The sequence below is a fragment of the Roseibium sp. M-1 genome (assembly GCF_054515675.1).
Genome location: NZ_CM137257.1, coordinates 4677472 through 4690044, shown reverse-complemented (window position 1 = coordinate 4690044; position 12573 = coordinate 4677472). Strand labels below are relative to the sequence as shown.

8 protein-coding genes are annotated in these 12573 nt (G+C 62.2%); 4 read left to right on the top strand and 4 right to left on the bottom strand.

Annotated features, from left to right (window positions below):
• Positions 1-83: 83 nt before the first annotated feature.
• A complete protein-coding gene (locus ACX3M4_RS21265; RefSeq protein ID WP_459354975.1) occupies positions 84-2225 on the bottom strand; it encodes a methyl-accepting chemotaxis protein in 2142 nt (713 codons plus the stop codon).
• A gap of 690 nt (positions 2226-2915) precedes the next feature.
• On the opposite strand from ACX3M4_RS21265, the gene ACX3M4_RS21260 reads away from it, so the two are divergent.
• Both ACX3M4_RS21260 and ACX3M4_RS21255 read left to right on the top strand, forming a co-directional pair.
• Positions 2916-4340 carry a lipopolysaccharide biosynthesis protein gene (locus ACX3M4_RS21260; protein ID WP_459354974.1) on the top strand — a complete coding sequence of 475 codons (1425 nt, stop codon included), beginning with the start codon at positions 2916-2918 and terminating at the stop codon, positions 4338-4340.
• Complete coding sequence (locus ACX3M4_RS21255; RefSeq protein WP_459354973.1) at positions 4330-5454, top strand: GNAT family N-acetyltransferase; 1125 nt, start codon at positions 4330-4332, stop codon at positions 5452-5454. Before ACX3M4_RS21260 ends, ACX3M4_RS21255 begins: the two co-directional genes overlap by 11 nt.
• A gap of 6 nt (positions 5455-5460) precedes the next feature.
• Here ACX3M4_RS21255 and ACX3M4_RS21250 read toward each other — a convergent pair whose 3' ends face one another.
• Both ACX3M4_RS21250 and ACX3M4_RS21245 read right to left on the bottom strand, forming a co-directional pair.
• A complete protein-coding gene (locus ACX3M4_RS21250) occupies positions 5461-7089 on the bottom strand; it encodes an AMP-binding protein (protein ID WP_459354972.1) in 1629 nt (542 codons plus the stop codon).
• A 127-nt stretch (positions 7090-7216) separates the two neighbouring features.
• Positions 7217-8032: a helix-turn-helix domain-containing protein gene (locus ACX3M4_RS21245; protein WP_459354971.1), complete on the bottom strand. Its 816-nt coding sequence runs from the start codon at positions 8030-8032 to the stop codon at positions 7217-7219.
• 139 nt (positions 8033-8171) lie between these two features.
• Between ACX3M4_RS21245 and ACX3M4_RS21240 the strand changes: the two genes are divergently transcribed.
• Positions 8172-9140, top strand: a complete 969-nt coding sequence (locus ACX3M4_RS21240) for a threonine dehydratase (protein ID WP_459359479.1) — start codon at positions 8172-8174, stop codon at positions 9138-9140.
• Between the two features lie 260 nt (positions 9141-9400).
• Entirely contained in the window at positions 9401-11359 is a 1959-nt protein-coding gene (locus ACX3M4_RS21235) for a methyl-accepting chemotaxis protein (protein ID WP_459354970.1), read from the top strand.
• 281 nt (positions 11360-11640) lie between these two features.
• Here the strand turns inward: ACX3M4_RS21235 and xerD are convergent, their stop codons facing one another.
• A complete protein-coding gene (gene xerD / locus ACX3M4_RS21230; RefSeq protein WP_459354969.1) occupies positions 11641-12564 on the bottom strand; it encodes a site-specific tyrosine recombinase XerD in 924 nt (307 codons plus the stop codon).
• Positions 12565-12573: the final 9 nt, after the last annotated feature.

Genomic DNA, 12573 nt, shown 5'->3' with positions numbered 1-12573 from the left:
ACTTCATTTTTGACGAACATGAAAACGGCGGCCGCCTGGCCGCCGTTTCTGTCTTGGCTCTTTCGCTATCCGGTGGCGCGGCCTCAGGCGGCCGCGACTTCCTGCAGGAACTCGTTCACCGCGGAATTGAGCGCCCGCAGCTTGTCCGTCGCCTGCCGCGTTGCCTGATCGACCGACTGGGCCGAGGATGCCGTGGTTTCGACGGCCGTGCTGACATTGGACATGTTGTCACTTGCTGCCCGGGTCCCTTCCGAGGCTTCCGACGCACTGCGGCTGATTTCGCCTGTGGCTGCATCCTGTTCCTGCACGGCGGCCGCGATCGAGGTGGTGTTCTCGTTCGCCTTCACCATGATCGCGGCGATGCCCTCTATGGCCGCGACCGCCTGCTCCGTCGCCGACTGGATTTCAGCGATCTGGCTGGAAATCTCCTCGGTTGCCTTGGAAGTCTGGGTCGCCAGTTCCTTCACCTCTGCCGCCACGACCGCGAACCCCTTGCCGGCCTCTCCGGCCCGGGCTGCCTCGATTGTGGCATTCAGCGCCAGGAGGTTGGTCTGCTCGGCAATCGCCTGGATAAGACCGATGACCTCGCCGATCCGCGCCGACCCGGTCGACAGCATCTCCATGGTGCGGGTGCTCGACTGGGTCTGGCTCGTCGCATCGGCGATGACCCGCGTTGTTTCCTCCACCCGCTGGCCGATTTCGGAGATCGAGGAGGAGAGTTCCTCCGTCGCCGCCGCGACCAGCTGGACATTGCCGGACGCCTGGGAAGTCGCCGCGGCCGCACTGTTGACTTCCTCCGAAGCGCCCGAGGCCACCGACATCATCGAGGTGGCATTCTGCTGCATGTCGCCCATCGCCGTATCGACAGCTCCGAGCATTTCCGAGGATTGAGCCCGGAATTCCTCGATCAGCGCTTCGATCCGGTGTTGGCGTACCATGCGCTGATGCTCTTCCTCCTTGCGCGCCTCTTCGAGCCGGGCCTGCTCGGCGACACCGTCGCGGAAACCTGCAATCGCCCCCGCGATCTCACCGATCTCGTCCTTGCGCTTCGCCTCGTCAAACTTCACGCTGACATCGCCGCCCGCCAGTTGCATGGCACTTTGAACCAGGCTGCGGATCGGATTGACGATCGAGCGGGCGGCCAGCCAGCCGATCAGCATCATCGTGCCGAAGATTGCCAGGCAGATCAGAGCGATCTGGTTTCGCAGGGCAACGACCGGCGCCAGCACTTCATCGTGGCTTTCGATCGCAACGACCGCGAGGCTTGCGCCGAAGAACTCGAGGGGAACCGCGGCAGCCAGAAAATCCGTCCCGCGAAAATTATCCAGGTTGCCGATGCCGGCCTTGCCAGCCAGCGCGGCATTGACCACATCGGCTTCAAGGCTTGCCTTCAGGATGTCGTTCTGGTCCGGCGTCTTGGCGGAATCGTTGCGGAACAGCTTGTCGGTTCCGACCAGAATTGCCTCGCCCGTTTGTCCCATCCCGGTCGAGTCACCCATCACCGAATTGATGTTGTCGATCGGCATCTGGAACACCAGAACGCCCGTGCGCTTGCCGTTGTCGTAAATCGGTGTGGACATGAAGCTCGCCGGCGCATCCGCGCTTGGCGCATAGGGCTTGAAGTCGAAGAAATGGATCTCGCCCTTGGCGCCGTTTAGTGCGCTACGGAAAGCGTTGCCGAGGTCGGTGTTCTTGTATTCGCCGTTTGCCAGGTTCGTTGCGTAATCGAGTTCCTTGAAAACGGTGTAGACCAGCGAACCGTCCTCGGCAAAGAGGAAGATGTCGTAGTAACCGCGGGTCTTCAGCATGGTGCGGAACCACGGGTGATAGCGGGCATGGGCCTGATCGTAGACGCTGTCTCCCGCACTCATGAGTGCATCCTTCTGACCGGTCGGATGCGGATTGTCGTGAATATAGGCCTTCTGCAGAATGGCCTTGTCATCGCCGTCCTGGGCAGCCCAGGCCTCCTTGTATTCCGCCAGCGCGGATATCACGAAGGGGCTCTCCGCATTGACCTTCAGATCCTGAACGATCGATTCCAGGTAATGCGACAGGTCGTTGGCTCTGGATGTTGCCATCGCTGATAGCCGCTCCTCGGCCTGCTTTTCCATGTCCGTCGAACTCGCCCAATAGGCAAGTGCCCCGACACACAGGGCGGCAAAGACCGAACAGCCAGCGATGATCGCGGGAAGCCGGAAGCTCAGTTTTGAGAAGCGGGGCTTCATGGCGCCCTCCTGAAGTAGATTCCGTTGACCAAACGGTAGGGCTTGCCGATTTACTGTTAGTTAAATTGGAAGCAATTTATTCCAAAAAAGAAACAATTGATAAAGTGGAAAACAGTAACCTTCAAACCTTCAGTAGATTTCCTTGTAATTAATCACATGCCTTTTAAACCCAAGGAACAAGAACAAAAAAATACTACTCTTGATTGGATTCTTCGCCTCGAACAAACGGAATCTTTCTTACGTTGCGTAAATTACCCTTCCACGCAAGGCAGGGAGCCGTGATTCGGACAGAGTGAAAAACTGTCCGGTCCCTGCGATTGGCGGCGGGAGCAGGGACCGGACCAATGTGCGGACCGAAGGGGAGGCAACCCTCAACATCCGCAAGGAGATCACAAACCGCCCGCAAATGACCTTGATCGCACTCGGCCGGGTCAAGGTGTTGAAGGCGAATCGTGCTATGTTCACTATTTGTTCCTATTCGCCGATCCTTGTCAAGCCACGCGGGATTTTCCGCAAAGGAACCTTTTCAACTTGGCGGAATGAATATCCCGTGATTTCAATGACCTTGGCGCCGTGCTTCGAACCGATAACGCAGGAGTGATAGGTGCTGGTTGCGGCAGCGAGGTTCGCCATAGAATATTAAGTCCCTCATGTCACAAATACGGAAGTTTGTTCACAAGGGACCGGTAAGTGCGTTTTTCCCCCATCACCTGGACGAAGCGTCTGCAGGGCGCTGCCTGGCCTCAGGTTTTGGGGAAAGGGGCCGATCAACTTGCCGACTTTCTGAAGGATGGCGGCACGGAGCGGCATGCGGCCGGGCGCATGGCGGTGTCCACCTTCATGGTCCGCATCGCCGGAGCAGCCCTTGCCTATCTGACACAGATCGTCCTTGCGCGCCTCATGGGAGCGCATGACTACGGCATCTATTCAGTTGCCTGGACCTTCGTGATCGTGCTCGGCGTAATGGCCTGCGGCGGCTTTTCCACCTCCGCCAGCCGGTTCCTGCCGCAGTACCGCCAGATACGCGATTTCGACCGTCTGCGTGGTTTCCTGCGAGCCAGCCGGCAGCTCGCCTTTTTCCTCGGCACCGCGGCGGCGGCAATCGGGATCGGCCTCATCTTCCTCTTCCGGCCGCTGATCGAGCCCTATTACGTCCAGCCGCTTGCCATCGTTCTTCTGGCACTGCCATTTTTTGCCTTCGGCCTGGTTCAGGACGGCATTGCCCGCAGCTACGACTGGCCGTCGCTGGCCATGCTGCCGACCTATATCTGGCGGCCACTGGCCATCCTGCTTCTGCTGGTCCTGGTGGTGCTGGCGGGCTTTCGGGCCGATGCGCTGACGACAAGCGCCGCCGCGGTTGCGGCCACCGCCCTTGTTGCCCTCTACCAGTATCTGCATCTGCGGCGGCGCTTGTCACCGGTCATTCCGGCTGGACCGCGAACGGTGGAACTGAAATCGTGGCTCGTCATCTCCATGCCCATGCTGATGGTGGACGGATTTCTGCAGCTGATCACCAGCGCCGACGTCATCATGGTCAGCTTCTTCCGGGACCCGGATGAAGTTGCCGTCTATTTTGCCGCCTCCAGAACCCTGGCTTTGGTCCATTTCGTCTATTTTGCCGTCCGCGCAGCCTCGGCGCACCGCTTTGCCGGTTTCATTCACAACCAGGATACCGAGGGACTTGCCAGATACATGGAAAAAGCCACCCACTGGACGTTCTGGCCCTCTCTGGCCGCCGGAGCCGGACTTTTGCTGATCGCACCGCTCCTGCTTTCCCTCTTCGGCAGCGGTTTCGAGAACGGGGTCGAACTCATCGCCTTCCTGATGATCGGCGTCCTTGCCCGCGCTTCGGTCGGCCCGGCGGATGCGCTTCTGACCATGACCGGGCACCAGAACAGCTGCGCCGGCATCTATGCCGGCACCTTTTTCCTCAATGTGGTTTTGAATCTGATCCTGATCCCGATCCTGGGCCTTGCGGGAGCTGCCATCGCCACCAGCCTTGCCATTCTTTTTGAGGCGACTGCCCTTGCGCTGGCCGCCAGGCGCAAACTCAATATCACGACATTTGTGCTGCCATTGCTTTTTGCGTCCAGGAACCGGCCGGTTGACCATTGATCTCACGACATCGGAAACGGAAGTTCTTTCCCTTGATCCCCTGAGCGGCGATATCTCCTTCGAGGCCTGGCGCGCGCTCGGCGCGGCCGCCCTAAGTCCCAATCCCTTCTTCGGGCCGGACTTCCTGCGGCCCTTTCTGGAGAACATGGGCGGGCCGAAGGTCTCAATTGTGGCGGTTCGGGAACGCAACACCGGACGCTGGCTGGCGGCCGCTCCCGTCGGCCGCAGGCGCCTGGGGCTACTGATGCCCGTCACCACGACCTGGGCAACGGAATATGCGCCGCTCGGAACGCCGCTGATCCATCCCGAGGCGTCACGTGAGACGGTCGCTGTCTTTATTGAGGCAGCCGCCTCCGGCGGGACGCTCGCCATTCCCTACCTGCCGCTCCACTCGCAGTCGGCGGCGCGGCTGACGGCGGCCGCGCCCGGCAGGACCATGGTGCTTGCAAAGGGGGAGCGCGCCAGCCATGGCGCCGACGCGAACGGGAAGGCCCAATTGGCCGCCGCCGACAGCGGCAAGCGGGGCAAGGAAATGCGCCGCCTGCTGCGACGGCTCGGCGATCACGGCAAAACCCGCTTCAAAAGCCTGGAGGGTGCGGACGTCATCCAGGGATTCGAAGCCTTCCTGCATCTGGAAGCCGGCGGCTGGAAGGGCCGCTCCGGCACGGCGCTCCTCAGCGTGCCGGAAACGGCAGCCTTCTCTCGCCAGGCAATTGCCAACCGGGCCGGGACGAACGGGGTACGCATCGATCAGCTTTGGGCCGGCAGCACTCTTGTGGCCGCCCTTGTGCTCATTTGCGACGGCGGCAAGGTCTTTTCCTGGAAGATCGCCTTCGACGAGGCCTATGCCCGCTATTCGCCGGGAGCACAGATCGCGTTGCAAACACTGAAGACAAATCTGGCGAGCCCCGGCTTTCGCGGCGCCGATTCCCTTGCCATTCCGGGCCATACCATGATCGAGCCGCTGTGGCGCGGCCGGCTGGAAACAGGAACGCTACTTCTGACCTATGGCCGCATGGAAATCCTGAACCGGGCCTTGTGCCGTACGGATCTCGATCTTGAGCAAACGTTGCGCCGCGGCGCGCGCGCGCTCAAGCGGCGCTTGACGGGCTAGGCTATTTCAGCCTTCCGCCTTCGCCAGGTCGCGCAGCTTGCGGCGGATGATCTTGCCTGTGGTGGTCATCGGCAGCGCATCGACAAAGGTGATCTCCCGCGGGTATTCATGCGCCGACAGCCGCTCGCGCACGAAGCCGCGGATATTATCCTCCAGCGCAGCGCCCGGCTCCTGGCCGTCTTTCAGCACCACATAGGCCTTGACGATCTCCGTGCGCAGGGGATCCGGCTTGCCGATGGCGGCGGCAAGGGAAATCGCCGGATGTTTCAACAGGCAGTCCTCGATCTCACCCGGTCCGATGCGGTAGCTCGCGGAGGTGATGATGTCGTCGTCGCGGCCGATGAAATGCACATAGCCGTCCTCGTCCATCAGCCCCTGATCGCCGGTCACCATCCAGTCGCCGATGAATTTCTCGGCCGTTGCCTCCGGCTTGTTCCAGTATTCCAGGAACATCACCGGATCCGGGCGCTTGATCGCGATCTGGCCGAGCGTTTCGGCAGGCTGCGGATTTCCCGCGTCGTCGATGATCGCGACCTCATGTCCCGGCGTTGCCTTGCCGATGGCCCCTGACCGGCTGACACCAAGTTCGGCGGCCGACCCCAGCACCGCGTTGCATTCGGTCTGGCCGTAGAATTCGTTGACGGGAAAGCCGAACTCGGCAGCGAACCAGTCATAGGTTTCCCGGCCCAGCGCTTCGCCGGCCGAGCCGACGCTGCGCAGGACAAGCTTGAACCGGGTCGCGGGACTGTCCACCGCGCGCAGCATCTTGAGTGCGGTCGGAGGGATGAAGGCATTGCGGATGCCCTGCTTCTCCATGAGGTGGAAGGCGAAATCCGGATCGAATTTCTTCGAGGCATTCGAGACCACCGGAACACCCAGCGCCAGAGAGGGAAACAGCGCGTTGAGCAGGCCGCCCGCCCACGCCCAGTCGGCAGGCGTCCACAGAAGATCGCCCTCCCGCCCCAGAAAGTTCTGCGACAGCTCGATCCCCGGCATATGGCCGAGCAGCACGCGGTGACCGTGCAAGACGCCTTTCGGCTGGCCGGTGGTACCGGAAGTGTAGATCATCAGCGCCGGATCGTCCGGCGTCGTCGCCAGCGTCTCGAACCGGTCGGACGCAGCCTCCTGAAGAGCGTCAAATCCATCGACGCCGCTGTCCGGCCCATCGACGGAGACGACCAGATCCAGGCCCGGCAGGCCGTCGCGGATCTCCGCCAGCTTGGCAAGGCCCGCGCTGTCCGTCACCAGGACCCTCGCACCTGAATCGGCAAGCCGGTAGCTGAGCGCGTCGAGGCCGAAAAGAGCGGCCAGCGGTACGGCGACAGCGCCGATCTTGTAGGCCGCGAGATGGGCAATGGCGGTTTCGGGGATCTGCGGCAGCAGGAGCGCGACCCGGTCACCCCGCGCAATTCCCTTGGCCAGCAGCGCATTGGCAAACCGGTTGGCCGCCCGGTTGAGGGCCAGATGGCTCCAGTCCCGATTTCCGCCATCGCCAAGCACCTGGCGGATCGCCAGCCGGTCCGGAGCTTCCGCCGCCCACCGGTCGCTGACGGCACCCGCCATGTTGTAGCGGGCTGGCAGAGACCAGGTAAAACGGGATTTCAGCGTGTCATAGTCGCTGGCAGGCTGCAGCATAGTCTGGCGTCCGGTGCTTCAAAATTGGGCAGCGGAGTTTAGGGCGGCGAATGCTGCAGCGCAATAGACCTTGCCCGAGGCAGCCGCGCGGGTCTGATTACCGGACTTTTACCCATGCCTTCGGAAGTCACCGGCCCCGGAAATCGCTCGGGCAAAGACCGAGGCGCTGCCTGAATTGCAGCGTCATGTGGGCGTGGGAGGCAAAGCCGCTGGCACAGGCAATGATGGCCAGCGTCGCGTCGGTTCCTTGCAACATCTCGCGCGCATGCCGGATACGCCGGTCGATGATATAGGCCCGGGGCGCGCGTCCCGTGGCGGCGCGAAAGGCGCGGGAGAAGAAATCCACCGAGAGGCCGAGCGCATCGGCCAGGTCCGCAACGGTCAGAGCGTCGGCATAGCGCGCTTCGATGAGCGCCTCGACCTGGTTCAAACGGCGCGGTGTCATCCATCGTCCGGCCGGATCATCAGACGCCGTGCCCGAAAGCAGTCGCATCGCCGCGCTTTCGAGATCCTGAACCAGTGCTTCCACCACAAGCGGTTCACTCTTGTCCTGCAGCAGGATTTCACGGCGCAGGCGATGTGCAGCCTTCGTGGCGGCCGGGTCAACGACGGAGCTGAACCGCTGCGCGGGTGTCTTTTCACCCGCGAGCCTTGAAAAGGCGATGCGCAGATATTCACCGCCCGTTCCGGACCTCGAATAGACATCGCATCCGGCGGGCAGATAGGCAAAGCCGTTGGGCCTTGCCTCGAACGCCTGCGACCTGTCGCTGGCAAAGGCATGATCGCCCGTCTGCGGATCGAAGGCGAAGCCGACGATCGGCCCTTCAGGCGTGTACCGCGCCTCATAGGGAGCCCGTGGCAGCAGTTCCGCCCGCCAGCCGGCTCCCTGGATCGCCTGCAAGGCAGGACCCGGCCACTTATGCCCATCAACACCTGAAATCATGCCGCACCCTAGCACTCCGCCGGCCGTGCCGCATCCCCGGCGGTTCACCACCGAAAATTTCACAGCGGATTCTTGAAAGCCTGCCTCCCCTCTTTCGCTGCATGAAAGGGCTACTTGTTTCCAGGGGAGCCCCACGATGCTGTTTACACTGAAGGACCTGAAAGACGCCGCCGAAACGGTCGGCAGGACAGTCAAGCCGACGCCCGCCTATCGCTGGCCGCTCCTGGCGAGGCGCACAGGCGCCGATGTCATCGTCAAGCACGAGAACCACACACCGACGGGCTCGTTCAAGGCGCGCGGCGGCCTTGTCTATGTCGATCGCCTGCAGCGCGGCGGCGCCTTGCCCAGGGGCCTGGTGACGGCGACCCGCGGCAATCACGGCCAGTCGGTGGCCATTGGCGCTGCCCGCGCGGGCCTTCCCGCCCGGATATTCGTTCCGGAAGGCAATTCGGCGGAAAAGAACGCGGCGATGGCGGCCTTCGGCGGCGAGGTCGTCACCGGTGGCCGAGACTTTGACGAAAGCCGGGCCATTGCAGCGGCCTTTCGCGACTCGCACGGCTATGCCTTCGTGCCGTCGTTCCATCCGGACCTTGTCACGGGTGTCGCGACCTATGCCTACGAACTCTTTCTTGATCACGCCGATATCGACGCCGTGCTCGTGCCGGTCGGGATGGGGTCCGGCATTTGCGGCCTGATCGGCGTGCGTGATCTCCTTGGCCTGAAGACGGAAATCATCGGCGTTGTTGCAGAAAATGCTCCCGCTTTCGCCGTGTCCTTTGAGGCGGGCGCACCTCGCCCAAGCGCGACCGCACGCACCTTCGCTGATGGCGTCGCCTGCCGTGACCCGCAGGCAGAGCCCCTCAAGGTCATGCTGGATGGCGCTGCCGGGATGATCCAGGTCAGCGAAGACGAGATCGCCGAAGCCGTGCGGGTCTATTTCACGGACACCCACAATATTGCCGAAGGCGCCGGCGCTGCGCCATTGGCAGCGCTGTTGCGGGAGCGGAAGCGCTTCCGCGGCAAACGCATCGCGCTGATCCTGACCGGCGGCAACATCGACCTTCCGGTCTTTGCCTGGATCCTCGCCGGCAGGACACCGGTAACCTGAAAGGTGGGCCGGTGCCTTGCAGCTTCTGACGATGAGGCTGCTTGCACGCCAATTCACCAGTTTGCCTTCGAAATAGAGCTTTAAGTATTACTTTTGACCAAAGTATTGGCACTTCATTTGCTCGAATTTTCAGAAAATGGGACGCTTCTTTAACTTCTCCACCTCATCATTGCCTCAGCAAAAAAACAGTCCGGCTGGGGACCATGTGATCCATGAAAACGTTTGGGCATTCGGTTTTAGCTCGCATCGGCGGGCTTTCCGTGAAGTTGAAAATCCTGTCGTTGAGCCTTTTGACCGCTGTTGGCCTCCTGGCAATCGGTGGTGTTTTCGGGTGGAGCCAGAAGGAAGTCGCAGGCGCGTTCGACCGGCTTGACCAGAGTGCGGAGCTGGCCCGCAGTGTCGCCAATCTCTCCGACATTGCCAACGGCATGCGCAATATCGGCAAGGGATACCTGGCCCGGCCCGACGAGAAGGACCACGAGAACTTCGACGTCAAGCTAGAGCAAGCACACCAGGTTCTGGAAGACATCTCGTCCAAACCGGTCGCCGCGGCCTTCAGCACGGAGATCATGGAAGTGCGTGAGACGCTCGACGGCGCGGCACTTGCCTTCACAAGCCTCAACAACGTTCAGAAGACAATCGGCTTCGATTCCGAATCCGGTCTTCGCGGCACCCTCGCAGAGACGGCGGACGGCGTGCTGACGCGCCTGAAGAAGGAAATGCGTTTCGGCGGCGGTCCCGACTTCGAGAAGCTCGTGGCCGTCATGCTCGACGTGCAGATTTCGGAAAAGAAATTCATTCTTGATCGGAACGATGTTGCACTCGGAAACTTCGAGGTCGCCTTTGGCCGCTACGAGCGCCTGATCAAAAAGGCCTACCTGCCGAACGAGATCAAGGACGACATTACCACCCAAATGGCCATCTATCGCGAAGCCTTCGATGCCTACACCGGTGCCGTCGCGGAAAAAGACAAGTCAATCGAGCTTCTTGAGACCCAGTTCGACGTCGTGCCGTTCCGCTTGGAAAAACTGAGCACGGTTGCCAGCGAAGCAGAAGCTTCCGCGAAGGCGGACCTCGTCACTGTCCGGACCTTCTCGACTATTGTTGTTGCCAGCGTGATCGGCGCCTTCCTGGTGGCCGGCCTGGTGTTCGGTGTGCTCATCGGCCGCTCTATCGCCTCGCCGCTCAACCGCCTGCGTACCGCAATGGAAGAACTGGCCTCGGGCCAGGTGGATGTCGATCTGCCGGAAGCCAGGGGCAGTGTTGAGATTGCTGCAATGGCACGCACCGTTTCCGTCTTCCAGGACAACGCGGTCGAACGCCAGCGGCTGGCAGAAGCCTCGGAACAGGAAAACGCACAGCGCGATGCCCGCGTTGCCCGTCTCGAAACGCTGATTGCCAATTTCGAGGGCACCGTCGGCCAGGCACTGGAAAGCCTCGACCGCTCGACCTCCGATCTGACGCAGACTTCGGCCGCCGTGGAAGCTGCCGCGGACGATGTTTCGCATCAGGCGGATCGTGCCAACAAGGCCGTCCGGGTTGCTGCAGAGAACGTCAATTCGGCGGCCTCGGCCAGTGAGGAACTGGCCGCGTCGATCAACGAGATCTCCAACCAGGCCTCCAATTCGACCACGGTTGCCAAGAAGGCAGTCGAGAGCGCGCAGGGCACCTCCCAGACGATGAGCCAGCTGTCGCGTGCCGCCGATCGCATCGGTGAGGTGATGGGTCTCATCCGCGACATTGCCAACCAGACCAACCTGCTGGCGCTGAACGCGACCATCGAGGCGGCACGTGCCGGTGAAGCCGGCAAGGGCTTCGCGGTTGTGGCCGCCGAAGTGAAGCAGCTCGCCGACCAGACCTCGCGGGCGACGGAAGACATTGCCAGCCAGGTCGAAGCGATCCAGATGTCGTCCAACCATGCGCTCGGCGCCATCGAGCAGGTCACCGACATCATATCGGAAATGGAAGGCCTTGCCTCTGCCGTGGCCTCGGCCGTCGTGCAGCAGGATGCGGCGGTCCAGTCCATCGCCAAGAACGTGGTCGATGCTTCGACCCGCTCGCACGAGGGTGCCGAATGCATGACCGCGGTCGGCTCGGCAACCGAACATGCCCGTGCGACCGGCGAACAGGTCGAGCAGCTGGCCACCTCGCTGTCCGAACAGGCCGCCCTGATCCGCAGCGAAATCTCCAGCTTCCTCTCCGGCGTCCGCGCCGCCTGATCGGAAGTTTTCAGCAAAGACACAAACCAGGCCCGGAAACGGGCCTGGTTTGTTTTGTCGGGTACTCCGCCAGGCGGATCTACCTCCACCCGAAACCTCTCCACCGTCATCCCGGACGCAGCGCAGCGAAGATCCGGGACCGGGGAGCCCGAACCTATCGCTTGTATCAGTGATGAGGATTGCAGGTTCGTGCCTCCCCGGCCCCGGCACGCGCTACGCTTGGCCTGGATGACGATGGAGAGGTTGGTCTTGCCTCTTCATCTGCGCGACCCGCAGAACGCTTACTTCCGCGCCAGCGGATGCGCGCTTTCGACCAGCTCTCTCAGCCGTTCGTCGAGCACATGGGTGTAGATCTGCGTTGTCGAGATATCGGCATGGCCCAGCAACTGCTGCACCACCCGCAGGTCCGCGCCGTTCTGCAGAAGATGCGAAGCAAAGGCATGGCGCAGCACGTGTGGCGAGACCTTGGAGGCATCGAGCCCGGCGGCGATGGCCAGGTCTTTCAGGTCGCGGCCGAAATGCTGACGGGTCAGGTGACCGCTGTCGCCGTGCGAGGGGAACAGCCACGGACTATTTTCAAACGCCCCTTCGGCTGCCCTCAGGCCTACATAATCCTTCATGGCGGCCTGGGCCGCGTGTGACAGCGGCACCAGCCGCTCCTTGCCGCCCTTGCCGCGGATCTCGATCAGCCGGGCGTCCCTGAGCGCCGCCGTCACCGGCAGAGCTACCAGTTCGGAAACGCGCAAGCCCGTCGCATAGAGCACCTCGATAAGCGTGTACATGCGCTGCGCCCGCAGGCGGGCGGCAGTGCTTTTTTGCGGCTTTTCAGTTTCGGCGCGCGCGGTCTCGATCAGCCGGTCCACTTCCTCCATGGACAGCACTTTCGGCAGCCCGGCACGCTTCTTCGGCGCGGAAAGCGTACGGGTCGGGTCGTCCTCGCGGCTGCCTTCGGCATAGAGGAACTTGTAGAACTGCTTCAGGGCGGAAAGCCGCCGCGCCTGCGAACTTTCGGCAAAGCCGCGCCGGGTCAGGTCGCCCAAATAGGCTCTGAGATCCTCCGGCCGTGCGTCGGCGAGCTTGCGGCGCCCGAGAAAGCCGGAAAAATCCTCCAGGTCGCGGCGGTAACCGGCCAGCGTGTTTTCCGCGGCGCCCCGTTCGGCCGCCAGCATCTCCAGGAAATTCTCAAGATCGAACCCGGTTGCCATGACCCGTCA